Origin of the sequence: Companilactobacillus futsaii JCM 17355, from assembly GCF_001435505.1 — a bacterium.
GTDB classification, from domain to species: Bacteria; Bacillota; Bacilli; order Lactobacillales; family Lactobacillaceae; genus Companilactobacillus; species Companilactobacillus futsaii.
This window is the reverse complement of record NZ_AZDO01000011.1, coordinates 1-25,485: the sequence shown is the minus strand read 5'-3', so window position 1 is coordinate 25,485 and position 25,485 is coordinate 1. Positions and strand designations below refer to the sequence as shown.

Genomic DNA, 25,485 nt, shown 5'->3' with positions numbered 1-25,485 from the left:
AGGACTGTGGAGAATGGCAAATAAACCAATTGTTGATTTTGAAGCAATTAAAAATAATTTATCAAATGTTTCAAAACCCATTCAAGTATTGAACGAAAATGCTGAAATTACAGATCAAGAAGTCTTTGATAGTTTTTCAGATGAGGATTTAGTTGAATTCATGAAGAAAATGGTCTGGGAACGTGCTTTGCATGAACAGACAATGAACTTTTCACGTCAAGGACGCATGGGATTTTATGCCCCAACTGAAGGTGAGGAAGCTTCTGAGATGGGAACTGTTCTCGCAATGAAGAAACAAGATTATCTTCTACCTGCTTATCGTGATGTTCCTCAATTGATTCAACACGGAGCTACCGTAACAGAAGCTTATCTTTGGTCAAGAGGTCACGTTTTAGGTAATAAATTTAAAGCTCGCTCAATGATGCCACAAATTATCATCGGTGCTGCTTATGTTGAAGCTGCTGGTGTTGGACTTGGTATCAAGAAGAATAAAGAAGAAGACACGATTGCTTTCACATATACTGGTGACGGTGGTACTTCACAAGGTGATAGTTATGAAGGAATGAACTTTGCTGGTGCTTATCAAGCTCCTGTTTTGTTTATTGTTCAAAATAACGGTTTTGCCATTTCAACACCTCGTGCAAAACAAACTGCTGCTCCAACTTTGGCTCAAAAAGCTGTTGCTGCTGGTATTCCTAGCGTTCAAGTCGATGGGATGGATATCTTAGCTTGTTATGCAGTTGCTAAGGCAGCCCGTGACTACATGGTTGCTGGCAATGGTCCAGTCTTAATTGAAACCTTAACTTATCGTTTTGGCGCTCACTCAAGTGCAGGTGATGATCCTAAACGTTATAGAACTAAGGATCAAGAACAACCTTGGTTTGAAAAGGATCCATTGATTCGTCTCAGAAAGGTTCTTACAGATAAGGGACTTTGGTCAGAAGATGAAGAAGACAAATTAGTTGAAGAATACAAAGCATCATTTAAGGATGCAATTAAAGAAGCAGATAATGTTCCTGCCGATAAAGTTTCCGATATGTTGAAACGTACTTTTGAAATTCCAACTCCAGAAATGAAACAAGAAATTGACAAATTTGAAGCAAAGGAGTCGAAGTAAAAATGGCTAAGAAAACTTATATCCAAGCAGTTACAGATGCCTTAGACATTGTTCTTGAAGACGATCCAAAAACATTGATCTTCGGTGAAGATGTTGGTAAAAATGGTGGTGTTTTCAGAACTACTCAAGGACTTCAAGAAAAATATGGTGAAGATAGAGTCTTCGATACTCCACTTGCTGAATCAGGAATTATGGGACTTGCAACTGGTTTAGGTTTGACAGGTTGGCGTCCAATCCCAGAAATCCAATTTATGGGCTTCTCGTTTGAAGCTGTTGATCAAATTGCCGGTCAATTAGCTAGAATGCGTTTTAGATTCGACGGTTTAAAAAATGCTCCAGTAACGATTCGTACGCCTTATGGTGGTGGAACACATACAGCTGAAATGCATGCTGATAATCTAGAAAACTTCTTTACTGGAGTTCCCGGACTTCGTGTCGTTATGCCAAGTAATCCATATGATGCTAAGGGATTGTTGATTTCTTCTGTTGAAAATAATGATCCTGTATTGTTCATGGAAAATTTGAAGTTATATCGTTCAATGAAAGATGATATTCCTGATGGCAAATATACAGTTCCATTGGATAAAGCTAATGTTATCCGTGAAGGAAATGACATTACTATTGTTGCTTATGGTGCTGAAGTAAATGAGGCACTAAAAGTTGCCGATAGTTTGGCTGAAAAGAACATCTCAGTTGAAGTTATTGATCTTAGAACCGTTTCACCAATTGATACAGAAACGATTTTCAAATCAATTGAAAAAACTCATAAAGTTGTAATTGTTCAAGAAGCTCAAAAGATGGCCGGAGTTGGCGCACAAGTTGCATCAGCTATTGCTGAAGGCGCTATTCTTTCTCTCGATGCACCAGTTGGTAGAGTTGCAGCACCAAACAGTGTTTATCCATTTGCATTAGGTGAAGACATTTGGATTCCACGTGCCAAAGAAATTGAAGAAAAAGTAAATGAGATTCTCAACTACTAATTAATCGAAGGAAGGGAAAACAACTATGGCTTACAAATTTAAATTACCAGAACTTGGCGAAGGAATGGCCGAAGGTGAAATTGCTAGCTGGCTAGTTAAGGAAGGAGACACCGTTAAAGAAGATGACTCCTTGGTAGAAATTCAAAATGATAAATCAGTTGAAGAACTACCATCTCCAGTCGCCGGAACTGTCAAACAAATTGTAGCTAAAGAAGGCGAGACAGTCGAAGTTGGAGACACTTTGATCGTGATCGATGATGGATCAGCTGATGATGGTGAAGATGAAGCACCAAAGGCTGAGACTAAAGAAGCACAAAAGCCAACTGAGACTAAAGAGCAAGCTGGACCCGCAACTGGATCAGCTAATGCTAAATATTTGGCTATGCCATCAGTTCGTCAATATGCACGAGACGAGGGTGTTGATTTAAGTCAAGTAACTCCTAGCGGTAAACATGGTCAGATTACTAAAGCTGACGTTGATGCCTTCAAGAGTGGTAACCCACAAGCTGCTGCACCACAACAAGCAACTGCTAGTGCATCAACTACTCCAAGTGCACCTGCTCAACCAATAACACCTTACAAGTCAGCAACTCCTGAATTAGAAACTCGTGAAAAGATGTCGATGACTAGAAAAGCAATTGCAAAAGCAATGCTCAATAGTAAGCACACAGCTCCTCACGTAACTAGTTTTGATGATGTTGAAGTAAGCGCTTTGATGGCTAACCGCAAGAAATATAAAGCTATCGCTGCTGACAAAGGGATTCATTTGACATTCTTGCCATACATTGCCAAAGCTTTAGTTGCTGTTTTGAAAGCATATCCAGAATTGAATGCTTCAATCGATGATTCAACAGAAGAAATCGTCTACAAACACTATTACAATATTGGAATTGCCACAAATACAGAGCACGGACTCTACGTTCCAAATGTTAAAAACGTTGATTCTAAAGGCATGTTTGAAATTGCCAAAGAAATCACCGAAAATTCACAAGCTGCTTATGACAATAAATTGAGTATGGACAAAATGTCTGGTGGTTCAATTACTATCAGTAACGTTGGTTCAATTGGCGGTGGTTGGTTTACTCCAGTTATCAACTATCCTGAAGTAGCAATCCTTGGTGTCGGTAAGATTGCTAATGAACCTTATGTAGATGAGGACGGCAACATTCAAGTAGGTAAGATGTTGAAGTTATCACTAAGTTATGATCACAGATTGATCGATGGTGCCTTAGCTCAAAATGCTTTGAACTTATTGAAAAAATTGTTGCACGATCCAGACATGTTATTGATGGAGGGCTAATTTAAAATGGCAGAAAATGTAATAGAAAAAGATACCGTTATTATTGGATCAGGCCCTGGTGGTTATGTTGCAGCAATCAGAGCTTCAGAATTAGGACAAGATGTAACAGTTATTGAGAAGTCAGATACTGTTGGTGGTGTTTGTTTGAATGTTGGTTGTGTGCCTTCAAAGGCTTTGATCACAGCTGGTCACAGACTTCAACAAGCCAAAGATTCATCAACTTATGGTATTACAACTAGTGACGCTACGATAGATTTTACTAAGACACAAGCTTGGAAAGATGAAAAAGTTGTGGCACGTATGACTAATGGTGTTCAAATGCTTTTAAAGAAACATCACGTGGAATTGATCAATGGTGAAGCATATCTGGACAGTGATACACAATTGCGTGTCATGCCAAGTGGCCCTAGACAATTCATGGACAACGGTGGTGGTCAAACTATCAAGTTCAAGAATTTAATTTTAGCAACTGGTAGTCGTCCTATTGAAATTAGAGGTTTCAAGTTCGATGACCGCGTAATTGATTCAACCGGTGGCTTGAATTTGAAAGAAGTTCCTAAGGAATTCATCATTATCGGTGGTGGTTATGTTGGAACAGAACTTGCTGGTGCCTATGCTGATCTTGGTTCTCATGTAACGATTCTTGAAGGTTCTCCAAATATCATTCCTAACTTCGAAAAAGACATGGTTTCTATCGTTAAGAAGAACCTTGAGAAAAAAGGCGTTACAATTGTTACTAACGCTATGGCTAAGAAGAGTGAAAATAAGGGCGATCACGTTGATGTTACTTATGAAGTAGATGGTACTCCAACTACGATCAGTGCTGATTACTGTATGGTAACAGTCGGACGTCGTCCAAATACTGACAACTTTGGTCTTGAAATGACTAATGTCAAAACTACCGACAGAGGGTTAGTTGAAGTCGATGAACAAGGTAAGACCTCAGTTGATCATATTTACGCTATTGGGGACATTACTCCTGGACCAGCTTTGGCTCATAAGGCATTCTTTGAAGCTAAGACAGTTGCTGGTGCAATTTCAGGTAAGAATACTGCTAATGATTACATTGGTGTTCCAGCAGTTTGTTTCACTGATCCAGAACTTGCTAGTGTAGGTTTGACAGAAAAAGATGCTAAAGACCAAGGTATCGATGTCAAAGTTGCTAAATTCCCATTTGCTGGTAATGCTCGTGCGGTTTCCCTAGATGCTGCTGAAGGCTTTGTTAAGTTGATTGCTCAAAAAGATACTGGTACGCTTCTTGGTGGACAAATCGTTGGACCTGGTGCTAGTGACTTGATCTCTGAATTGAGTGTTGCAATTAATTGTCAATTGAATGCAGAAGATATTGCTCTCACGATTCACCCACATCCAACTCTTGGTGAACCAATTCAAGAAGCAGCCGATATTTTAATTGGCTATCCAACACACATTTAAATCAGTTATGCGTTTAGCAGCCAAAATAAGATATTTTGTAAACTAAATAAAATGATTTAGCTAAAAGCGATGCAATTGCACCGCTTTTTTTGTATAGTAGAATAAATGAAAGGGGTTATTTCAATGCAAGATAATTACAGTTATCCGCTTGATGAGACTTGGAGTCAAAAAGATATTGTCACAGTGATAGATTTATACAACGCCGTCGAGAAGGCCTATGAGTCCAGTGTCAAGCGAGATGAATTTTTGCAAAAATACCGCTCATTCCAACAAGTAGTACCCATGAAGATGGAGCAAAAGCGTCTTGATAAGGAGTTTGAGACCCAGTCAGGCTACTCAATTTATCAAGTCTTCAAGCAATGTCAAAAAGACAAAAACAGTGAGAAAGTCAGGATTCGAAATGAACGTAGATAGCAAAGAGATCGATACATTTTTAGTAGAATTATTAACTCAAGTTGGAGCTAATTTACGAGAAGATTCTATAAAAAAAATGTCTGTCGGTACGAAAAAGAATCGTAATGATTTAGTAACTAATTTTGATAAAAAAACTGAGAAGTTTATTAATACTGAAATTAAAAAGGCTTATCCAGAAGCTACGATTGTTAGTGAAGAAGGTTACGGTGACTTAGTTAAAGATATGTCAGGCTTAGTTTTCTTTGTCGATCCAATCGATGGGACAATGAACTTTGTTAAGCGCGGAGATGATTTTGCTTCAATGATTGGCGCTTACATTGACGGTGAACCATTAATTGGTGCTATCATAGACGTTATGGATAATGAAATTTATCATGGTGGTAAGGAAATTGGACTGTTCATCAATCAAAAAGCGATTAATTTTCCAAAAGACTTATCCTTGATAGAAGGGTTAGTTGACGTATCAGCTCCAATGGCTTTGGCAAACAGATTTGATGTTCAAGAAGTCATAAAAAAGAGCAGTGGACTGAGAGTTTATGGTAGTGCAGGAATCATCTTTGGACACCTTTTAACTGGAAAAGAAGTCATGTATATGTCATACTTAGCTCCTTGGGATTTAGCCGCTGGACGCGTTCTGTGTGAAGCAGCGGGGATGAGTGTCGTAAGTATTGACGATTCCCCAATAAATATGTTAGAATCACAAGTCGTAATAGTTGGTACTCAGAAGGTTGCTTCTGAAGCGCTAAAGACACTTAAAACGCGTTAGTGAACTGTGACAGTCATTCACAGTTTTTTTATTGCAAGTAATCTAAACACGTATTTATGGAAGGAAGAACTAATTTGACTAAGAGAAGAGAAGATATTAGAAACATTGCGATTATCGCTCACGTTGACCACGGTAAAACTACATTAGTTAACGAAATGCTAAAACAATCAGACACACTAGGAAAGCACTACGAAATCCAGGACCGTGCGCTTGACTCAAATGCTATTGAAAGAGAACGTGGTATCACAATCCTTTCAAAAAATACGGCTGTTGATTACCAAGGTAAAAAGATCAATATCTTGGATACACCAGGACACGCGGACTTCGGTGGTGAAGTTGAACGTATCATGAAGATGGTTGATGGTGTATTGCTAGTTGTTGATGCTTATGAAGGTACAATGCCTCAAACACGTTTTGTTTTGAAGAAAGCTTTGGAACAACACTTAACACCAATCGTTGTTATTAACAAAATTGATAGACCAGGTGCTCGTCCTGCAGAAGTTGTCGACGAAGTACTTGAGCTATTTATCGAATTAGGTGCTGACGATTCACAACTTGATTTCCCTGTTATTTATGCTTCAGCTATCAACGGTACATCAAGTTATTCAGATGACCCAGCTGACCAAGAACATACAATGAACCCATTGTTTGATACAATTTTGAAGACAATTCCGGCACCAATCGACAACTCAGATGAACCATTACAATTCCAAGTTGCCTTACTAGACTACAACGATTATGTTGGTCGTATTGGTATTGGACGTATCTTCCGCGGAAAGATCAAGGTTGGTGACAGTGTTACTGTTATGAAACTTGACGGTTCTACAAAGAATTTCCGTGTAACTAAGTTGTTTGGTTTCATGGGCTTGAATCGTGTTGAAATCAATGAAGCTAAGGCCGGAGACTTGATTGCCGTTTCTGGTATGGAAGATATTTTCGTTGGTGAAACTGTTACACCAGTTGACCATCAAGAAGCACTTCCATTGCTACGTATTGATGAACCAACATTGAAGATGATGTTCTTACAAAATAATTCACCATTTGCTGGCCGTGAAGGTACAGAAGTTACTGCTAGAAAGATTGAAGACCGTTTGAAGAAACAATTGCACACTGATGTTTCATTGAAGGTTGAAGACACTGACCAAGCTGGTGCTTGGATGGTTTCAGGTCGTGGTGAACTTCACTTGTCAATTCTTGTTGAAGAAATGCGTCGTGAAGGTTTCGAATTGCAACTTTCACGTCCAGAAGTTATTTACAAGACTATCGACAATCAAAAATGTGAACCTTTCGAAGAGGTTACAATTGATACTCCTGACGAATACGTTGGTTCAGTTATCGATTCAATGGCTCAAAGAAAAGGTGACATGGAAAACATGGAAAGTACGGGAAATGGTCAAACAAAACTTATTTTCTCTGCACCTTCACGTGGTTTGATTGGTTATTCAACAGAATTCTTGTCAATGACTGGTGGTTACGGTATCTTGAACCACACATTCTCAGAATACAAGCCAGTTGTTAAGAACTGGAACCCAGGTAGAAGAACTGGTGCTTTGGTTTCAATCAACCAGGGTCCATCAACTACATATTCACTACAATCAGTTGAAGATCGTGGTACATTGTTCATCGGTGCTGGTGTTGATGTCTACGAAGGTATGATTGTTGGTGAAAGTAGCCGTGATCAAGATATCGCTGTTACTGTTACGAAAGGTAAAAACCTTACAAATACTCGTGCTTCTGGTAAAGATCACGCTGCTGCAATCAAGACACCTAAGGATATGTCACTTGAACAATCAATCGAATTCCTAAATGAAGACGAACTTTGTGAAGTAACACCTAAGAGTGTTAGATTACGTAAGAAGATCTTGAATACAAACGAACGTAAAAAGTTTGACAAACAAAAGAAAAATAACTAATAATTGATTATTTAAGGGTTGAGGACAATAGTCTTCAGCCCTTTTTGTTTTGATTTTTTTGTCTACTTAGAGGGAGTTTTTTTATCCATTTGTTTGGTGGTATAATCGTTATATCAGATTTTAGGAGTTAAAATGTGAAAAAATTAAAGAAAATAGACTTATGGATCGTGATTCCATATATTCTGTTATTGGGTATAGGCATCGTGATGGTGTATTCAGCCAGTTTTTATAATTCTTTAATGGCTGGAGGTAGCACTAATCAATATTTGATTAAGCAGGCCATCTACGCGGTGTTGGGGATTTTTCTATGTTATGTAACTTTTATGCTGAAAGAGCGTATCTTAAAGAGTCAACGAATTTTGAGTATGGCAATGTTAATTACAGTTGGTTCGCTGTTTTATTTGTTAGGTCGTGCTTGGATTGATCCTAGTAGTCGTGTTAATGGGGCCTCGGCTTGGATCAGTTTGAAGGTATTTAATTTTCAACCGTTGGAATTTGCTAAATTATTCTTGATCATGTTTTTAGCTTTAGTATTGACGAATAAACAAAATCGTTTGCTCAGAAAGCAAGGGTGGAAAGAAGTTTTTCGTGAAGTCTTACAACCAATGATAATTGTGGCTTCAATCATTATTATGGTACTTGTTCAACCAGATATTGGTGGAGCATTGATTTTATCGATGATAACGTTAGTTTTGTTGGCCTCATCGACTATTCCGGGGAAGCTAATAGCTGAATTAAGTGCTTTCTTATTAACGGTATTTGTCAGTGTAGTTGTTATGATTACTAAGTTTCCACCTAATTTTGTGAAGACTAATTATGCATACCAACGTTTTTTAGCCATGCAGCATCCATTTCAATTGGAACAAAAATCTGGAGCACAGTTGGTTAATTCTTTTTATGCAATTAGTAATGGTGGAGTTTTTGGAACAGGCTTAGGAAATAGTATTCAAAAACGTGGTTATCTGCCAGAACCACATACTGATTTTATTTTGTCAATTATCAGTGAAGAATTAGGTTTAGTCGGTGTGATCTTTATTCTAGGACTATTGTTGATTATTATCTTAAGAATGATTTCTTTAGGATTTCGTTCTAAGAAAACTTACAATTCACTAGTTTACTACGGTGTAGCAACGATGATTTTGGCTCAAATTATTTTAAATGTTGGTGGATTGTTGGGGGTGATTCCTCTGACGGGGGTTACTTTGCCATTTATTAGTTATGGTGGTTCAAGTTTATTGATTTTATCAATTGCTTTGGGAATCGTCTTGAATCTTGAAGCAACAACTAAGTTTGAAAAAATGAAAAAAAGGTGATTTTATGTACAAAAAAGTGGAACGCCAGGCGCTGTATGTCTGGGTCTACTCACTAAAGTGGAGAAAAAAATTGCAACGTTACGGAACAATTTATTACACTTCTCCCAAGATGAAATATGTTATGTTGTATGTTAATTCTGAAAAGATTTCAGAAGTCAGAAAAGAATTGATTTCTAAAAATTATGTTAAACGTGTAGCATTGGCTCATCGAAAAGAATTAGATGAACATTTTGTCTTAAAATCTAAGAATACTGAAGAGGAAGATTAATGAAAGTAGTTTCAGGTAAATTTCGAGGACTCAATTTAAAATCTGTTCCGACTAATAACACTCGCCCAACTTCAGCCAAAGTTAAAGAGGCTGTTTTTAGCATGTTGTCGCCTTATATGATTGATGGAAATACATTAGATTTATTTGCTGGAACAGGAAGCTTAGGTATTGAGGCTGTTTCTAGAGGTTATAAGAAGGCTTATTTAGTTGATAAAGCTTACAAGGCTATCAATACGATCAAAGAAAATGTTGAAAAAACTCGTGAAGAAGACAGTTTTGTAATTATTAAAGCTAGTGCAACTGAAGCCTTGAAAAAATTTGAAGGTGAACAAGTTAAATTTGATCTGGTTTTCTTAGATCCTCCGTATCGAATGAAGATCACTGAACAGATTATTTCTGATTTAGTTGATAATAATTTGTTAAATGATGGGGCAGTTATTGTCGACGAAACAGATTACGATATTGAACTAGACTTAGAACAGATTGAATTGATCAAAGAAAAAAGATATAAAGATACCAAAGTGGCAATATATCGATTTGGGGGTTAAAAATGTCTGAAAGAATTGGACTTTATGCGGGAAGTTTTGATCCAATTACCAATGGTCATTTGGATATTATTCGTCGATCAGCTAAACTATTTGACAAATTGTATGTTGTACCGATGACTAATACTTCAAAAAATTATTTATTTACTTATCAAGAAAAGAAAGCTTTTATTGAAGCAGAAATTACAGATTTAGATAATGTTGAAGTTTTTGATGGTAAAGGTGAGCTATCTACTAAGTTAGCCAAAGATCTGGGGGCACAATTTCTAGTACGCTCTATGCGTAATCCAGATGACTTTGGTTATGAATCAGGTGTCGCTTCAATCAATAAAGTTTTGGATAAAAATATTGAAACGATATTCCTGCTAGCAAATGGCAAATATGCTACGATATCATCATCAATGATGAAAGAGGTAGCAAAATTTGGTGGCGATATTTCTGAATTTGTTCCTCCGGCTGTTGCTAAAGCATTGATAAAGAAGTTGAGGAAGGAATAATTCATTTTGAAGTTCAACAAAACTAGAAATAAAGTTTTTGGTGCAATTTTTATTTTTATAGTTGTGGTAGCATTTTTCTTCTACCCAACGAAATATTATTTGGAAGTACCAGGATCAGCTGAAGATACTTCACAGTTTGTCAAAGTTGCCGGTAAACATGATCCAAAAAAGGGTAATTTATTGTTGACCACAGTTGGTATCGTTAATGGAACACCGTTTACGCTCTTGAAGTCGGTTGGCAATAATTTTGAAACCATCTATTCACAACAAGAATTGATGGGTGATGAGACAAATGATGAATACATGCGAGTCCAACAGTATTACATGAAATCAGCTACGAATAATGCTATTCAAGCTGCGTATTCTAAAGCTAACAAGCCTTTTACGAAAAAGTATTTGGGCGTTTACGTCATGGATGTAATGGATAATTCTGATTTTAAAAATAAATTGGCAATTGGCGATACAATTACCTCAATCAACGGCTACCACTTCAATGACGCTGATCAATTTATCAAATATGTTAAAAAGCAGAACAAAAAATCCACAGTAAAAATTAAATTTACTCGTGATGGCAAGGAAAAAACTGCCAGTGGTAAATTAGTCAAACTAGCGGATACAAAACGCTTTGGTTTGGGCATTACTTTAACCGATAATACTGAAGCAAAAGGGACCCCTACCACAAAAATTGATGCCGGTAGTATTGGCGGTCCATCGGCCGGATTGATGTTTACTTTACAAGTTTATTCACAAATTGCGAATAAAAATCTCAAAGCTGGGCGTACGATTGCTGGGACCGGAACTATTTCTCCTGACGGAACAGTTGGTCCAATCGGTGGAATTGAGAAAAAAGTTTATGCTGCATCACAACAAGGGGCAACGATCTTCTTTGCTCCCGATGATCCAGTTACTAAATTGATCAAAAAATATGAACCAGGCTACGTTAACAACTACCACCTAGCTTTACGTGCCGCTAAAAAAATTCATACCAAGATGAAGATCGTTCCAGTGAAAAATTTGAACGATGCAATTAATTATCTTGAAAAAACTAAACAGTCCAAATAAGGGCTGTTTTTTTTCGTAATTTTTTTGAGGTGATAAAAATGAATGAATTCTTGGACTATATTAAGCGTAATAAAATCATAGTCATTGTTGTGAGTATTTTGATAGTAGGAATAGGAAGCTATTGGTGGGTCAATAGAGCTCCAGTAACTAAAAATGATCTCAAAACGGAAATTAAAGTTCCCAAGCGAGTTCCTGAAAAAGAAAATTCAGCTCCTAAAAATAAATTAGTGGCAGTTGATATTCAAGGTGCGGTCAAAAAACCTGGTGTATATCAACTTAAAGAAAATTCATTAGTTCAAACGGCAATTCAATTAGCAGGAGGTTTAGCGGATAATGCTGATACTAAACAGATCAATCAAGCCAAGCGAGTTTCTGATCAGATGCAAGTTTATGTACCAGTTATTGGGTCTAGTAGTAATGTTTCAACTAGTACATCGGCTACTGGTGAAAAAGTAAATATTAATAATGCTAAAGCCGAAGATTTCAAAAATGTAACTGGAATTGGGCCTAAGAAGGCTGAAAAGATTATTGCTTTTCGAGAAAAGAATGGTAACTTTAAAAGTTTGCATGATCTGACGAAAGTGTCTGGAATTGGCGAGAAGAGTCTGGATTCTTTAAAAGATCAATTAACTGTCTAGCTTATGAAGAATTACTTTATTTTTTCCGCTATTATGGTCAGCATTGTCGTGGCTGCAATTTTTGAGTCCTTGTGGTTTTGGAGTTTAGCGATACTTTTATTAATTAGATTAGCCTATTTGAAAAAGCCGTTGGTATTAATCATCACGATCATACTGGGGATAGTCACGGTTATACGATGTCAGAGTTTTATCTTAAAACAAAAAGCAGAAAATTTTCAGACAGCTGTTTTTTCTCCTGATAAAATATCAGTCAACGGTGATATTTTGAGTGGAGAACTTAAAGCTAAACAGAATGTACGTTTCATTTATCGAATTAAGAGCCAAAACGAACAAAAAACTTGGAAAAAATTATCTGAATTAACAGTAGCTCGAGTAAAAATAGCAGAAGAACAGCCTTTATCGGGACCACGAAATCCGGGAGAATTTGATTTTAAAAAGTATGAACAGCATAAAGGCATTTTTTATCAAGTGAATTTGAAGAGCATCGATCATTTGCAAGTGACACAACCACAAACTATATCAGAAAAAATAAATGTTTTACGAATACATATAATCAATTATTTATCCCAATTGCCGAAATGGTTAAAGATTCATGCACAGAGCTTATTAGTGGGCTATGTTCCCAATTCAGAAAAGGATTTTCTTAAAACTTTAAGTATTTTGGGAATTATTCATTTGTTCAGTCTGTCAGGATTGCATGTTTTAGTGATTTTAACGTTTGTAAAAAAGATAACCTCTTTTTTTAAAATTCCAGTTGATTGGGTGAATTTTGTATTTTTATTGATTTTGCCATGTTATGGGTTATTAGTAGGATCAAAAAGTGGTATTTGGAGAGCAATTATTTTAGCCATGTTAGCAATAATTTTTAGGAAATTAAAAATATCAGTCAGTAAATTAGATTTATTTAGTCTAACTTTATTGATTTGTACACTGATTTATCCATTCGTTATGATTGAAATGGGTGGACAGTTGAGTTTCTTATTATCTTTTACAATTTTATATTTATATGAAAGAACAAGTTTATTTTTCGCTACATTTAAGATGAATTTGGTCAGTCTTCCTTTAATTTGCTTTTATACATATCAGTTTAATTGGTTGACTATTATCGTAAATGTTATTTTTGTACCATTATTTATGACGATAATTTTGCCGATTACCTTAATTTCTGCTTTTACAATTCATTGGTCGTTTTGGAGCTTCGTTAATCAAATTTTTGATCATTTGTATCAATTTTTGGATAGTTTAGCTTTAAACGGACAATTTACTTTTATTACTGGTAAATTTCCAATCATATTAGTGTTATTGCTCGTAATTATTACTCTTTTTTATGTAGAAAGCCGTAATTTTTGGAACCGTTATTTATTGGCTTACGCTGTTGTATTTTGGGGATGCATCTTATTGAATAAATTTCCACTTAATGGTTCAGTCAACTTGATTGATATTGGGCAAGGAGATAGCATTTTGATTACCACGCCTTTGAATAGAAAAGTAGCAATGATCGATGTGGCAGGTAAGGTCCATTTTCCCACTAAGCCATGGGCGAAACACGACAGTGGCAACCAAGTTGATTTCAATACTTTACCTGTTTTGAGGTCAAAAGGAATCAGTCACATTGATAAGTTGTTCTTGACTCACAAAGATGTTGACCACATTGGAAATCTAGAAACAATTTTGACAAAGTTTGACGTTAGGGAGGTCAATTTTGGAATTGGTTTAGAAAATGATCCTAAAATTAAACGCACTATCAAAAATCATCCTCAAATAAAATTCAAAAATTTACGTCAAGGGGATGAAGTGACAGTTGGTCAATTGAAGTTTCACGTTTTATGGCCTAAGAAAAGTGGCAAGGGTGAGAACAGCGATTCACTGACTTTATTAACTAAAATAAGGCAAAAAAATTGGCTGTTTACTGGAGACTTAGATATTCCTTCAGAAAATAAAATCTTAAAAGAATATCGATTTAAGGTTGATTATTTAAAATTGGGACATCATGGTTCTAAAACTGCGACGGGTGACAATTTATTAAAAATTACCAAGCCAAGTGTTGGTTTGATTTCTGCTGGGATTAATAATCGATATGGCCATCCGAATCAAGAAACCTTAACACGATTGAAAAACCATCATGTTCAATATTTTAATACAGCTGAATATGGTATGATATCTTGGTATTATAATTTCTTCAATAATGAGGAAAGATTAACGACATTTTTAAAGGGTGACTTGATTGAAGGTAGCGGAACTAAAAAATAATTTAAAACAAGGTAATTTAAGTAATGTTTACTTGGTTACTGGTAAAGAGCAAGTTTTTATCAAAGAAATTCAAAAGTCATTTAAAGAAATCATATCTACTGAAGAACGGGAAATGAATTTTTCTAATTTTGATTTGGAAGAAGTATCGATTGCTGATTTGATCAACGAAGCAATTTCGGCACCATTCTTTGGCGAGCGACGATTGGTTTTCGCCCAACATCCATATTTCTTAACAGGTGAAAGGGCAAAAAATGTTATTGAACAAAATGTTGATTTGCTGATTAAATACATTCAGGATCCAACGCCATCGACGATCCTAGTTATTTTTGCATCGTATGATAAATTGGATGCTAGAAAAAAGATTACCAAACAGCTCAAAAAAATGGCAACAGTAGTTGATGCTGGGCAAATGGAAGGACCTGTTTTGAATCGGACTATTAAAACCGATTTGAACAAAGCTGGCTATGAGATCGAACAAAATGCTTTAGAATTGTTGATCAATAAAACTAAAGGCAATTATTCTTTAATAACTAATCAGTTAGACAAATTAAAGTTGTATTCTTTACAAACTAAAAAAATTGATCAAACGGCAGTTAATGAATTGGTTCCACAATCTTTGGAAGATAATGTCTTTGATTTAACGACTCAAATTCTCAATAAGAACATTTATAAAGCTGAAGAATTGTATAATCAGTTCTTATTGCAAAAAATTGATCCAATTTTATTGATAGCAATCATCATTTCACAACTCAGATTGTTGATTCAGATTCAAATTTTATCGGAAAAAGGACTTTCAGAGGCAACGATTGCTAAGAATTTGCGCTTGAATCCTTATCGAGTTAAGTATTCTTATCGCCAAGCTAAGTCGTTGAATCGCAAACGACTTCAAGTAATGTATTCTGATTGTGTGAATTTGGATTATCAAATTAAATCAGGACAAGGGGATAAGGAACTGTTATTTGATCTGTTCATCGCTAAGCATGCATAAAAGGGACCCAGAATAAATTCTGGATCCCTTTTTTGGATAAAATAAAAAAGCAACCCTTCTGGCTGCTTATATCATTAATTCAATTTTGCAAGTCTTGACTTATCACGAGCAGCCTTGTTAGCCTTGATTAGGCCTTTTGACTTAGCCATGTCAATAGCACGGACAGCTGTTCTGAACAATTCATCTTTGTTGTCAGCGTTTTTGGCAGCTGATGTTTCAAAGTTCTTGATTGCTGAACGCATTGAACTCTTTTGTGCATTATTGCGAAGGTTTGCGCTTTCTGCAGTCTTTACACGTTTCATAGCTGATTTAATTTGTGGCATTAATTTCACCTCCGATTACCTAGTAAGCTTTAAAACTCAATACATAGAATTATACATAATTCACATTAGCAATGCAACGAATTGTGTATTTTTTTTCGCTATTGCAAAAATGTCAATTTTGTAGTAAATTTATTAGTTGTGTTAACCATGCTCTGTTTGACGAATCACCAACGCAAGCATAGTTTGGCTAAATTTATAAGGAAAAGGTGAAATAAATGGCTATTTCAAAAGAAAAGAAAAACGAAATTATTAAGCAATATGCACGTAAGGATGGAGATACAGGTTCTCCAGAAGTACAAATTGCTGTATTAACTTATGATATCAATGCACTTAACGACCACTTGAAGGTTAACAAGAAGGACCACCACTCATATGTTGGTCTACTTAAGAAGATCGGTCACCGTCGTAACTTGTTAGCATACTTACGTAATAAAGATGTTCAACGTTACCGTGAATTGATCAAGTCATTAGGTCTACGTCGTTAATAATTATTTTAGGAGTTTCCATTTTGGAACTCCTATTTTTTTTGCTTATTTTCTCTAAACCACTGTTGATATGGTAGAATAAAAAACAGGTATAGCTTAAATAGTCTTAAAAGACTTTAAATCACAATAGAATATTATGATCTATGCTATTTTAATGAAATGAGAGATGAAAATGGATAAAAAAATTAAAATAATTTTGTTAAGTGGCGTACGTGAAAATGGAAAAAATATGTACGCAGTAGAAGTAAATGATGAAATCTATATCTTAGATATTGGATTGCAATATCCTGATAATGATCTTTATGGAATTGATGTTGTGGTTCCAGACATGACTTATATCAAGAAAAACATTGATAAAGTAGTAGGAATCTTCTTGTCACATGGACATGCTGATGCAATTGGTGCTTTACCATACTTGATCAGTGAGTATGATATTCCAGTCTTTGGTTCAGAAATGTCGATTGAACTTGCTAAAATCGTATGTTCAAGTGACCGTCGTAGTAGAAAATTTTCAGATTTTCATGTTATTGATGAAAACACAGCTATCGATTTTAACGAAGCTTCAGTATCATTTTTCAAGACAACACATTCGATTCCGGGTTCATTAGGGATTGTTATCAAAACCAGTGAAGGACAAATCGTTTATACTGGTGATTTCAAATTTGATCAAGCTGCTGCTCCAATTTATAAGACAGATTATGGTCGAATCGCTAAAATTGGCAGTGAGCGCGTTTTAGCTTTGTTAAGTGACTCTGCCAATGCGGAATCACCTTACGAAAACTCAAGTGAAAAAGATATTTATGAATATATTTTTGACACTTTTAGTTATCACACAGGAAGAATTATTGTAGCTCAAGTTGCTTCAAACATTCAAAGAATGCAACAAGTTCTTGATGCGGCTGATAAAACAGGTAGACGGGTCTTTTTGTCCGGAACTGACGCTGAAAAGATTTTGAAGACAGCGATGAGATTGCATTACCTAACTATCAAGAACAAAGAGTTATTGGTCAAGCCTAAAGAATTGAAGAATGTCGACAAGGATAAACTCGTTATTATTGAGACCGGTAAGATGGGTGAACCAATAAAAGTTTTACGCAAAATGGCTAATCCTGCTGCTAAAACAAAATTCCAAGTTGAAGAAGGAGATTTGGTCTTTATTGCCACAACACCTTCTCATGCTATGGAAACAACTGTTGCTAAGGCTCGTGATGCTGTTTATCGTACAGGAGCAGAAGTTAAAGCTTTAAGCGATGATAAGCATTCATCAGGTCACGCTAATAAATCTGATTTGCAATTAATGATCAATTTGTTAAATCCTGAAAATGTTATTCCTATTCAAGGTGAATATCGTCTATTGGATGCCCATGCTCGAATTGCTCATGAAACGGGTGTTCCTTATCAAAATATTTTCCTAACTAAAAAAGGTGACGTTCTCAATTATGAAAATGGCCAATTTTATCAAGGAAAAGGTGTTGATGCTGGCGATACGATGATCGATGGTATTGGAATTGGTGATATTGGTAGTATCGTACTCCGTGATCGTGAATTATTGGCCGAAGACGGCGTCTTTATTGCAGTGGCTACAATTGACCGCAAAAAGAAGAAAGTCGTTGCTAAGCCTAAAATAACCGCACGTGGCTTCGTTTATATGCGTGCTAGTCGTGATCTGTTGAGTGAAAGTTCAGATATTATTGTTAATACGATCGTTGACTACATGCAAACAAGCAAAGACTTTGACTGGTCAGATTTGAAACAAAATGTTCGTGACAAACTAAATCACTTCTTGTATGAACAAACTAACCGCCATCCTGTTATTTTGCCAGTGATCATGGAAGTAAACCAAAATAGACATAGAAAATCTAAATCAAGAGCCAAAAAATAGAATAAGTAATTTATTCAGAGATAGTTGAGGTACTTTATGAGCAACTCAGATAATCTAAAAAAAATCCTAGATCAAGCTCAAGATGCCTTTGATCAAGGTGATTGGGAAGAGTCAACTGACTTATTTACGCAAGCCTATGCCATGCAGCAGACGTTTGATATCAATAAGGGGTTGGCCGCTTCTTTATTGAATCAAAAAAGACCTGGGGATGCTGAAGCAGTTATTTTAGATTATTTTAATTACTACCTCAGCGAACCAGACACAGCTCAAATGGCATTAGACATTATTTTGGAAAATAATGATTTTTTGTTAGCTAATCAATTATTGAATTTTTATGCTACTAATCCAATGCCAAATATTAAGCAAGATTTTCTAGATGAAATCGTTAAAAGGATTCAAATTGCTGAAGACAGACATGAACGTGCTTTTAAACCAGAAAAGGAACAAATAACTAAGCGCTTGTTATCGATCGTGACTGAATCAACGAGTGAGCAAATTCAATTACTGCGCAAATTACGAGAGTTTAAGAAAGAAGATTACGTCGAAAATACCAAAATTTTATTGGATAATCCCTTGTTACACCCGCTTTTGAAAAGCGAAGCTTTGGAAAATTTATTGAAGCTTGGACTCGACGAAAATATCGATATTTCCTTTTATGGCGAAAATAAGACTTGCAATCCAAGCAAGTTAATGCCTATTATGTCAACTGATGTCTATTTGAAAATGTGTGACGAACTAGAAAAATTATTGACTGATAAAAATGAAACTCAGTTGGAAAACTTTAAAGGTGAATTGTCACTTTATGCTGCATTTGTCTATCCTTTTGGGGAAGAAATAATTAAAAGCCCTGAACTCTGGACAAAGGCGATGCTTTTAAGGTATGGTTTAGTGGATGATTCACAAGTGAGTGATAATCAGGGGCTGGATAATGTAAAAACTTGGTTGAAAAGGTTCGATAAATTGATTGATGCCTTTCAAGAGTGAATTTTTTGAACTTTTTTCGCTTTGAGTATTTACAATTTTGCTTACGCCCCGTATAATCCAAAGAGTATATTTTTAGTCGGTGATTTGCGTTGAATTAATTTGCTTTCACCTCTGAAAGTAGTATAATTTTTCAGTAAAGAGTCGTCTAAAGAACATTTTCTTTGGATCAATCTTATGAAATGAAATTTTAGGAGGATTCTTTGTAATGGCAGAAAAAGAACATTATGAGAGAACAAAGCCCCATGTAAATATTGGGACAATTGGTCACGTTGACCACGGTAAGACTACTTTAACAGCAGCAATCACTAAGATTTTGGCTGACAAAGGTTTAGCTAAGGCTGAAGATTACGCTGATATCGATAAGGCCCCAGAAGAAAAGGAACGTGGGATTACAATCAACACTGCTCACGTTGAATACGAAACTGAAAAGCGTCACTATGCACATATCGATGCTCCAGGACACGCTGATTACGTTAAGAATATGATCACTGGTGCTGCACAAATGGATGGTGCCATCCTTGTTGTTGCTGCTACTGATGGTCCTATGCCACAAACTCGTGAACACATCTTGCTTGCTCGTCAAGTTGGTGTTGAATACATCGTTGTCTTCTTGAACAAGACTGACCTTGTTGATGACCCAGAACTAGTTGATCTAGTTGAGATGGAAGTTCGTGAACTTCTATCAGAATACGATTTCCCAGGGGATGACATTCCTGTTGTACGTGGTTCAGCTTTGAAGGCTCTTGAAGGAGACCCTGAAGAAGTAAAACACGTTGAAGAACTTCTTGATGTTGTTGATGAATACATCCCAACACCAGAACGTGATAATACAAAACCATTTATGATGCCTGTTGAAGATGTCTTCACTATCACAGGTCGTGGTACTGTTGCATCTGGTCGTATCGATCGTGGTGAAGTTAAGATCGGTGACGAAGTTGAAATCATTGGTTTGAAGCCAGAAATCGAAAAGTCAACTGTTACAGGACTAGAAATGTTCCGTAAGACTCTTGATCTTGGTGAAGCCGGAGATAACGTTGGTATCTTACTACGTGGTATTAACCGTGATGAAATCGAACGTGGACAAGTTCTTGCTAAACCAGGTTCAATCCAAACTCACAACAAGTTCAAGGGTGAAGTTTATATCATGAGTAAAGAAGAAGGTGGACGTCATACTCCATTCTTCTCAAACTATCGTCCTCAATTCTACTTCCATACAACTGATGTTACTGGTGTTATTGAACTACCAGATGGTGTAGAAATGGTTATGCCTGGTGACCAAGTTACTTTCGAAGTTGACTTGATTGCTCCAGTTGCTATTGAAGAAGGTACAAGATTTACTGTTCGTGAAGGTGGCCGTACTGTTGGTGCCGGAGTTGTTACAGAAATCTTAGACTAATTCTAAGTAGTAATGATTAAAAAGAGTTGGTTAATCCAGCTCTTTTTTTTATGCTTAAATATTCAAAAATGGTAAAAAGTATTTTATAATGTAAAAATGATGTCTAAATTTACCTAGAAATGACGACGAATGTTTACAATATTACTAATTTAGGGTAATATTACAAAGTATGAGATCGTTGAAATACCGGAGGGATAATATAAATGTCTGCTAAGGCTAAATTTACAAAAAAAGAAAACAATACTGGTGAATTGAAATTTGAAATTGACCAAGACACAATCAAACAAGGTTTAGATACTGCATTTAACCGTGTTAAGAAGAGCTTAAATGTACCTGGTTTCAGAAAAGGTAGAGTACCTCGTCAAATCTTCAACCGTATGTATGGTGAAGAAGCATTGTACGAAGATGCTTTAAACGCTGTTTTACCAAATGCATACCAAAATGCTGTTGATGAAACTAAAGTAGAACCAGTTGATCAACCACAAATCAACGTTGAATCAATGGAAAAAGGCAAGCCTTGGGCTATTACTGCTGTAATCACAGTTAAGCCTGATGTCGAACTTGGTGACTACAAAGGTATCGAAGTTAAGAAGCAAAAACGTAATGTTATGAAGGCTGATGTTGAAAAACGTCTAGAAGAACTACAAAAGCAACAAGCTGAATTAGTTCTTAAAGACGGTAAAGCTGAAAAAGGCGATACAGTAAACATTGACTACGTTGGTACTGTTGATGGCGAAGAATTTGAAGGTGGCAGTGCTCAAAACTACTCATTAGAACTTGGTTCAGGTACATTCATTCCTGGATTCGAAGACGAATTGATCGGTCATTCAGCTGATGAAGATGTTGACGTTAACGTTACATTCCCAGAAGACTACCAAGCAAAAGATTTAGCTGGTAAGAAAGCTATCTTCAAGACAAAGATTCACGAAGTTAAGACAAAAGAATTGCCAAAATTAGACGATGATTTTGCTAAGGATGTTGACGAAGATGTCGACACACTTGAAGAATTGAAGACTAAGATTCATGATGAAATCAAGGATCAAAAGAAAGAAACTGCTGAAGAAAACATTCAAGAAGAAGCCATCTCAGGTGCTGTAAAGAACGCTAAGATCGATGACATTCCTCAAGCAATGATCGACACAGAAGTTGAAAATCAATTGAACCAATACTTAGCTAACTTACGTCGTCAAGGAATCGATCCTAAGTTGTACTATCAAATGACAGGTACATCAGAAGACGATTTGAAGAAGCAATTTGCTAAAGATGCTGAAGAACGTGTTAAGACTGACTTAGTTATCGAAGCAATCGTTGCTAAAGAAGATATCAAACCTTCAGAAGACGAAATCAAAGCTGAAATCAAGTCATTGGCTGACGAATACAAGATGGAAGAAAAAGCAGTTAGAAATGCACTTTCAGATGATATGTTAGCTCATGATATTGCTGCTAAGAAGGCAATTGAATTGATCGTTGACTCAGCTGTTGAAAAATAAAGCTAAAAGCTGTTAAACTTAAGGAAGCCGTAAGGCTTTCTTTTTTTATCAAGAACGACCTAGAAACTAATTACTTTACTCTTAATTATTACAATGCTAGACTTTCAAAGTATTGGAACTATTGAAGGAGAATAACTATGTTTGATAGTACAGAAAATACTGGCACGATTAGCTGTTCATTTTGTGGTAAAACACAAGATCAAGTAAAAAAAATCGTTGCTGGTCCCGGTGTCTATATTTGTAATGAATGTATTGATTTATGCAAAGAGATTATCGATGAAGAATTAAACGAAGCTACACCACTTGATTTAGATAACATTCCTACACCTGTAGAAATTAAGAAAATCTTGGACGAATATGTGATTGGACAAAAATCTGCCAAACGTGCTTTGTCAGTCGCTGTTTATAATCACTATAAGAGAATTAATAAAATGGAACACCTTAAAGACGGTGAAACAGAGCTTCAAAAGAGTAATATTGCCTTAATCGGACCTACTGGTTCAGGTAAGACTTTCTTAGCTCAAACGTTGGCTCGTATTTTGAAGGTTCCATTTGCTATTGCTGATGCTACTACGCTTACTGAAGCTGGTTACGTCGGTGAAGATGTTGAAAATATTTTGCTTAAGTTACTTCAAAATGCTGATTTTGATGTGGACAAAGCAGAACACGGTATCGTATATATTGATGAAATTGACAAAATCGCTAAGAAGAGTGAAAATGTCTCAATTACACGTGACGTATCTGGTGAGGGTGTCCAACAAGCTCTTTTGAAGATTCTTGAAGGAACAATTGCTAGTGTGCCACCACAAGGTGGAAGAAAGCATCCTCAACAAGAACTTATTCAAATCGACACAACTAACATTCTCTTTATCGTCGGTGGTGCTTTTGATGGTATTGAACAAATCGTTAAGAATCGTTTAGGCGATAAGACGATCGGTTTTGGTGCTGAACAAAAGGCTAGTGTCGCTGAAGAAAAGAACTTGATGAAACAAATCATTCCAGAAGACTTGATGAAATTTGGTATCATTCCTGAATTTATCGGTCGTATTCCAATCGTAACTGCACTAGATAAGTTGACGGAAAGTGATTTGGTTGAAATTCTAACTAAGCCTAAGAATGCTCTTGTAAAGCAATATAAGGAGCTTCTTGGACTTGATGGCGTTGACTTAGTCTTTACAGATGATGCTCTAAAAGAAATTGCGAAGATGTCAATTGAAAGAAATACCGGAGCTCGTGGTTTGAGATCGATTCTTGAAGAAACGATGCTCGATACGATGTTTGATATTCCTGGTCGTGATGACATTGAAACAGTTAAAGTTACAAAAGATGCTGTTAGAAAGATTAAAGAACCAGAAGTTATTTTGAAAAATGGAGAGGTTGCCTAATGGGCAGCCTTTTTTTGTATTAATATGGTAAAATTATGAGATTGAGGTGAATTATGCAAGTAAATAATGTTTCGATGAATTTGAGTGCTGTTAGTTCCAAGCAATATCCCGATGAAGGATACCCTGAAATTGCTCTTCTAGGCCGTTCTAACGTCGGTAAATCTTCTTTGATTAATACGTTGATCAATCGTAAAAGCTTTGCGAGAACGTCTAGTACGCCTGGTAAAACACAAACACTTAATTTCTACAATATTGAAGATCAGTTATATTTAGTTGATGTTCCTGGATATGGTTTCGCAAAAGTATCGAAGAAACAACGTGAAGAATTCGGTGTGATGATTGAAGAATATTTGACTACGAGAAAGGTATTAAAAGGGGTAGTTATTTTAGTCGACGGTCGTCGTAGTCCAAGTGATGATGATGTTTCGATGTATCAATTTGTCAGTTATTATCATATTCCAACCTTGATCGTGGCTACGAAGATGGATAAGGTTAAACGTAATCAATGGAATAAAACAGTTAGCCAAGTTAAAAAGACAATGGCTATCAATCAAACTGATGACTTACAGTTATTCAGTTCAGAAACTAAAGCTGGTAAGGATGAAGTTTGGGCTTGGATCGAAAATCATATGTAATAAAAAAAATCGACTACTACAGTCGATTTTTTTATTGTGGAAAGTTGATAATTTTTTCAAAATGAAATTGGTTATTTTCAAAAGTAAATTTAAGAATGCTACAGTTTGTGAAACCACTTTGGATAATTTTTTGGATATCAGTCCAAAGATCAGAAAACATCATCATAGCTCCACCGTGACTAACTACTAGGACTGTTTGATTATCTTGATTCATGATGTTTTGTAGGGTAGTGACGACCCGTTTTTGTGCAGCTTGATTATCTTCGCCACCAAATTGGACGTAATAGTCGCCAAAATGCTTTTTAGGATCCATTTTAGGATGTAAATATTCGTGCTCACCTTCGAAGACGCCAAAGGATAGCTCTCTTAAGCCCTTTAAACGTTTATAGGGCATGTCAGTCACAAGTTCCAACGTATCGCTAGCACGTTCAGCAGTCGAGCAATAAGCAGCGTCAAATTGGATTTTATTATCTTTGAAGTATTGGCCGGCAGTTTTTGCTTGTTCAATGCCTCTTTGAGTCAAAGGTGAATCGCACCAACCTTGGATCTTTTTTTGAATGTTGAATAGAGTCTCGCCATGTCGCATGATATAAAGTGTTTTTTTCATTTGCATTTCTCCCTCTTAGAAAACACTTACATTATACAATAACTTCTAAAAAGACCTTGAAAAAAATTAGGGCTCTGTGTATCATCTTACTTATAATAAGATTTTGATTTTAAGATAATTAGTGATTTGTTTCAGAGTTCAGAGAATTGACGGTCGGTGTGAGTCAAACAGGATAAATCACGAAATACAAAATCAAAACTCACGTCCAGTTGATGGAATAAAGTGCAAGTATGATTACTTGAATTTGGGTGGTACCGCGCGTAAAGCGTCCCTGCAATTACTGCAGAGGCGCTTTTTTTTATTTCTTGGCTTGGACAAATACAGGAGGAAGATTTATGAACATTATTGATGAATTATCATGGCGTGGTTTGATCAATCAACAATCTGATGAAGAAGGATTGAGAAAATTAGTTGACCAAAAAGCTATTTCACTATACTGTGGTATGGATCCAACAGGAGATTCAATGCACATCGGTCACTTGTTACCATTCATGACTTTGGAAAGATTTGCTAAAGCAGGTCATCATCCTTATATCGTTATCGGTGGTGCTACTGGTTCAATTGGTGATCCAAGTGGTAAAAAAGCTGAACGTCCTATGCAAACAATGGACCAAGTTAACCACAATGTGGAAGCTTTGAGTAACCAAGCTAATAAAATTTTCAGTAACTTTACTATGGTCAACAACTACGACTGGACTCATCAAATCGGAATTTTGGACTTCTTGCGTGATTACGGTAAATTGTTCAACGTTAATACAACGCAAATTGCAAGAACAAGTTAGCCACTTTGGAAAAATAAAGAAAAGTTAAGAT

The 25,485-nt window shown here is 36.1% G+C and carries 24 protein-coding genes and 1 pseudogene; 23 read left to right on the top strand and 2 right to left on the bottom strand.

Annotation, left to right across the window (positions count from 1 at the left end; genetic code table 11):
- The first annotated feature begins 13 nt into the window (after positions 1–13).
- The 15 genes from pdhA (at position 14) to holA (ending at position 15,485) form a co-directional block, all read left to right on the top strand.
- The gene (gene pdhA, locus FC88_RS01275; RefSeq protein WP_057812169.1) at positions 14–1,117 is read left to right on the top strand and encodes a pyruvate dehydrogenase (acetyl-transferring) E1 component subunit alpha; all 1,104 of its coding nucleotides are present in this window, start codon (positions 14–16) and stop codon (positions 1,115–1,117) included.
- A gap of 2 nt (positions 1,118–1,119) precedes the next feature.
- A complete protein-coding gene (locus FC88_RS01270; protein ID WP_057812001.1) occupies positions 1,120–2,097 on the top strand; it encodes an alpha-ketoacid dehydrogenase subunit beta in 978 nt (325 codons plus the stop codon).
- 25 nt (positions 2,098–2,122) lie between these two features.
- On the top strand, positions 2,123–3,397 hold the full coding sequence (locus tag FC88_RS01265) for a 2-oxo acid dehydrogenase subunit E2 (protein WP_057812000.1): 1,275 nt from the start codon (positions 2,123–2,125) through the stop codon (positions 3,395–3,397).
- A gap of 6 nt (positions 3,398–3,403) precedes the next feature.
- Positions 3,404–4,831, top strand: coding sequence for a dihydrolipoyl dehydrogenase (gene lpdA, locus FC88_RS01260; RefSeq protein ID WP_057811999.1), 1,428 nt, complete (start codon positions 3,404–3,406; stop codon positions 4,829–4,831).
- 123 nt (positions 4,832–4,954) lie between these two features.
- Positions 4,955–5,245, top strand: coding sequence for a UPF0223 family protein (locus FC88_RS01255; protein WP_057811998.1), 291 nt, complete (start codon positions 4,955–4,957; stop codon positions 5,243–5,245).
- A complete protein-coding gene (locus FC88_RS01250; RefSeq protein ID WP_057811997.1) occupies positions 5,232–6,011 on the top strand; it encodes an inositol monophosphatase family protein in 780 nt (259 codons plus the stop codon). The genes FC88_RS01255 and FC88_RS01250 overlap by 14 nt, the downstream gene beginning before the upstream one ends.
- A gap of 74 nt (positions 6,012–6,085) precedes the next feature.
- Positions 6,086–7,924 carry a translational GTPase TypA gene (typA, locus tag FC88_RS01245; protein ID WP_229239867.1) on the top strand — a complete coding sequence of 613 codons (1,839 nt, stop codon included), beginning with the start codon at positions 6,086–6,088 and terminating at the stop codon, positions 7,922–7,924.
- A 134-nt stretch (positions 7,925–8,058) separates the two neighbouring features.
- Complete coding sequence (locus FC88_RS01240; RefSeq protein ID WP_057811995.1) at positions 8,059–9,237, top strand: FtsW/RodA/SpoVE family cell cycle protein; 1,179 nt, start codon at positions 8,059–8,061, stop codon at positions 9,235–9,237.
- Positions 9,238–9,241: 4 nt separating this feature from the next.
- Positions 9,242–9,505, top strand: a complete 264-nt coding sequence (locus tag FC88_RS01235; RefSeq protein ID WP_229239866.1) for a DUF2129 domain-containing protein — start codon at positions 9,242–9,244, stop codon at positions 9,503–9,505.
- A complete protein-coding gene (gene rsmD / locus FC88_RS01230) occupies positions 9,505–10,053 on the top strand; it encodes a 16S rRNA (guanine(966)-N(2))-methyltransferase RsmD (protein ID WP_057811993.1) in 549 nt (182 codons plus the stop codon). Before FC88_RS01235 ends, rsmD begins: the two co-directional genes overlap by 1 nt.
- A 2-nt stretch (positions 10,054–10,055) precedes the next feature.
- The gene (gene coaD, locus FC88_RS01225; protein WP_057811992.1) at positions 10,056–10,547 is read left to right on the top strand and encodes a pantetheine-phosphate adenylyltransferase; all 492 of its coding nucleotides are present in this window, start codon (positions 10,056–10,058) and stop codon (positions 10,545–10,547) included.
- Between the two features lie 6 nt (positions 10,548–10,553).
- Entirely contained in the window at positions 10,554–11,609 is a 1,056-nt protein-coding gene (locus tag FC88_RS01220; RefSeq protein ID WP_057811991.1) for a SepM family pheromone-processing serine protease, read from the top strand.
- A 38-nt stretch (positions 11,610–11,647) separates the two neighbouring features.
- Positions 11,648–12,247, top strand: coding sequence for a helix-hairpin-helix domain-containing protein (locus FC88_RS01215; RefSeq protein WP_057811990.1), 600 nt, complete (start codon positions 11,648–11,650; stop codon positions 12,245–12,247).
- A 48-nt stretch (positions 12,248–12,295) separates the two neighbouring features.
- On the top strand, positions 12,296–14,497 hold the full coding sequence (locus tag FC88_RS01210; RefSeq protein WP_162256517.1) for a DNA internalization-related competence protein ComEC/Rec2: 2,202 nt from the start codon (positions 12,296–12,298) through the stop codon (positions 14,495–14,497).
- Positions 14,472–15,485 carry a DNA polymerase III subunit delta gene (holA, locus tag FC88_RS01205; RefSeq protein ID WP_057811988.1) on the top strand — a complete coding sequence of 338 codons (1,014 nt, stop codon included), beginning with the start codon at positions 14,472–14,474 and terminating at the stop codon, positions 15,483–15,485. The genes FC88_RS01210 and holA overlap by 26 nt, the downstream gene beginning before the upstream one ends.
- 74 nt (positions 15,486–15,559) lie before the next feature.
- Here the strand turns inward: holA and rpsT are convergent, their stop codons facing one another.
- Positions 15,560–15,808 (bottom strand): 30S ribosomal protein S20, encoded by a 249-nt coding sequence (rpsT, locus tag FC88_RS01200; protein ID WP_010020066.1) that lies wholly within the window; start codon positions 15,806–15,808, stop codon positions 15,560–15,562.
- A gap of 215 nt (positions 15,809–16,023) precedes the next feature.
- Here rpsT and rpsO point away from each other — a divergent pair, with 215 nt between their 5' ends.
- The 7 genes from rpsO (at position 16,024) to yihA (ending at position 24,065) form a co-directional block, all read left to right on the top strand.
- Positions 16,024–16,293, top strand: a complete 270-nt coding sequence (gene rpsO, locus FC88_RS01195) for a 30S ribosomal protein S15 (protein ID WP_057811987.1) — start codon at positions 16,024–16,026, stop codon at positions 16,291–16,293.
- A gap of 172 nt (positions 16,294–16,465) precedes the next feature.
- Complete coding sequence (locus FC88_RS01190) at positions 16,466–18,175, top strand: ribonuclease J (RefSeq protein ID WP_057811986.1); 1,710 nt, start codon at positions 16,466–16,468, stop codon at positions 18,173–18,175.
- Positions 18,176–18,211: 36 nt separating this feature from the next.
- Complete coding sequence (locus FC88_RS01185) at positions 18,212–19,159, top strand: tetratricopeptide repeat protein (protein ID WP_057811985.1); 948 nt, start codon at positions 18,212–18,214, stop codon at positions 19,157–19,159.
- 205 nt (positions 19,160–19,364) lie between these two features.
- A complete protein-coding gene (tuf, locus tag FC88_RS01180; RefSeq protein ID WP_057811984.1) occupies positions 19,365–20,555 on the top strand; it encodes an elongation factor Tu in 1,191 nt (396 codons plus the stop codon).
- A 203-nt stretch (positions 20,556–20,758) separates the two neighbouring features.
- Positions 20,759–22,045, top strand: a complete 1,287-nt coding sequence (gene tig / locus FC88_RS01175) for a trigger factor (RefSeq protein WP_057811983.1) — start codon at positions 20,759–20,761, stop codon at positions 22,043–22,045.
- 137 nt (positions 22,046–22,182) lie between these two features.
- Positions 22,183–23,430, top strand: a complete 1,248-nt coding sequence (gene clpX / locus FC88_RS01170; RefSeq protein ID WP_057811982.1) for an ATP-dependent Clp protease ATP-binding subunit ClpX — start codon at positions 22,183–22,185, stop codon at positions 23,428–23,430.
- Between the two features lie 53 nt (positions 23,431–23,483).
- Positions 23,484–24,065 (top strand): ribosome biogenesis GTP-binding protein YihA/YsxC, encoded by a 582-nt coding sequence (gene yihA / locus FC88_RS01165; protein ID WP_057811981.1) that lies wholly within the window; start codon positions 23,484–23,486, stop codon positions 24,063–24,065.
- Positions 24,066–24,096: 31 nt separating this feature from the next.
- Here the strand turns inward: yihA and FC88_RS01160 are convergent, their stop codons facing one another.
- The gene (locus tag FC88_RS01160; protein ID WP_057812167.1) at positions 24,097–24,672 is read right to left on the bottom strand and encodes a histidine phosphatase family protein; all 576 of its coding nucleotides are present in this window, start codon (positions 24,670–24,672) and stop codon (positions 24,097–24,099) included.
- Between the two features lie 335 nt (positions 24,673–25,007).
- Here FC88_RS01160 and tyrS point away from each other — a divergent pair.
- A pseudogene (tyrS, locus tag FC88_RS01155) lies at positions 25,008–25,430 on the top strand (tyrosine--tRNA ligase); the annotation flags it as partial.
- Positions 25,431–25,485: the final 55 nt, after the last annotated feature.

What these genes read in the sequence shown, in the direction of transcription:
- FC88_RS01215 (WP_057811990.1), top strand. Translation starts at nt 11,648, where the DNA reads ATGAATGAATTCTTGGACTATATTAAGCGTAATAAAATCATAGTCATT.
- FC88_RS01235 (WP_229239866.1), top strand. Translation starts at nt 9,242, where the DNA reads ATGTACAAAAAAGTGGAACGCCAGGCGCTGTATGTCTGGGTCTACTCA.
- FC88_RS01160 (WP_057812167.1), bottom strand. Translation starts at nt 24,672, where the DNA reads ATGAAAAAAACACTTTATATCATGCGACATGGCGAGACTCTATTCAAC.
- pdhA (WP_057812169.1), top strand. Translation starts at nt 14, where the DNA reads ATGGCAAATAAACCAATTGTTGATTTTGAAGCAATTAAAAATAATTTA.
- FC88_RS01270 (WP_057812001.1), top strand. Translation starts at nt 1,120, where the DNA reads ATGGCTAAGAAAACTTATATCCAAGCAGTTACAGATGCCTTAGACATT.
- coaD (WP_057811992.1), top strand. Translation starts at nt 10,056, where the DNA reads ATGTCTGAAAGAATTGGACTTTATGCGGGAAGTTTTGATCCAATTACC.
- FC88_RS01255 (WP_057811998.1), top strand. Translation starts at nt 4,955, where the DNA reads ATGCAAGATAATTACAGTTATCCGCTTGATGAGACTTGGAGTCAAAAA.
- FC88_RS01265 (WP_057812000.1), top strand. Translation starts at nt 2,123, where the DNA reads ATGGCTTACAAATTTAAATTACCAGAACTTGGCGAAGGAATGGCCGAA.
- tig (WP_057811983.1), top strand. Translation starts at nt 20,759, where the DNA reads ATGTCTGCTAAGGCTAAATTTACAAAAAAAGAAAACAATACTGGTGAA.
- FC88_RS01190 (WP_057811986.1), top strand. Translation starts at nt 16,466, where the DNA reads ATGGATAAAAAAATTAAAATAATTTTGTTAAGTGGCGTACGTGAAAAT.
- lpdA (WP_057811999.1), top strand. Translation starts at nt 3,404, where the DNA reads ATGGCAGAAAATGTAATAGAAAAAGATACCGTTATTATTGGATCAGGC.
- clpX (WP_057811982.1), top strand. Translation starts at nt 22,183, where the DNA reads ATGTTTGATAGTACAGAAAATACTGGCACGATTAGCTGTTCATTTTGT.
- FC88_RS01250 (WP_057811997.1), top strand. Translation starts at nt 5,232, where the DNA reads ATGAACGTAGATAGCAAAGAGATCGATACATTTTTAGTAGAATTATTA.
- rsmD (WP_057811993.1), top strand. Translation starts at nt 9,505, where the DNA reads ATGAAAGTAGTTTCAGGTAAATTTCGAGGACTCAATTTAAAATCTGTT.
- yihA (WP_057811981.1), top strand. Translation starts at nt 23,484, where the DNA reads ATGCAAGTAAATAATGTTTCGATGAATTTGAGTGCTGTTAGTTCCAAG.
- tuf (WP_057811984.1), top strand. Translation starts at nt 19,365, where the DNA reads ATGGCAGAAAAAGAACATTATGAGAGAACAAAGCCCCATGTAAATATT.
- rpsT (WP_010020066.1), bottom strand. Translation starts at nt 15,808, where the DNA reads ATGCCACAAATTAAATCAGCTATGAAACGTGTAAAGACTGCAGAAAGC.
- FC88_RS01185 (WP_057811985.1), top strand. Translation starts at nt 18,212, where the DNA reads ATGAGCAACTCAGATAATCTAAAAAAAATCCTAGATCAAGCTCAAGAT.
- rpsO (WP_057811987.1), top strand. Translation starts at nt 16,024, where the DNA reads ATGGCTATTTCAAAAGAAAAGAAAAACGAAATTATTAAGCAATATGCA.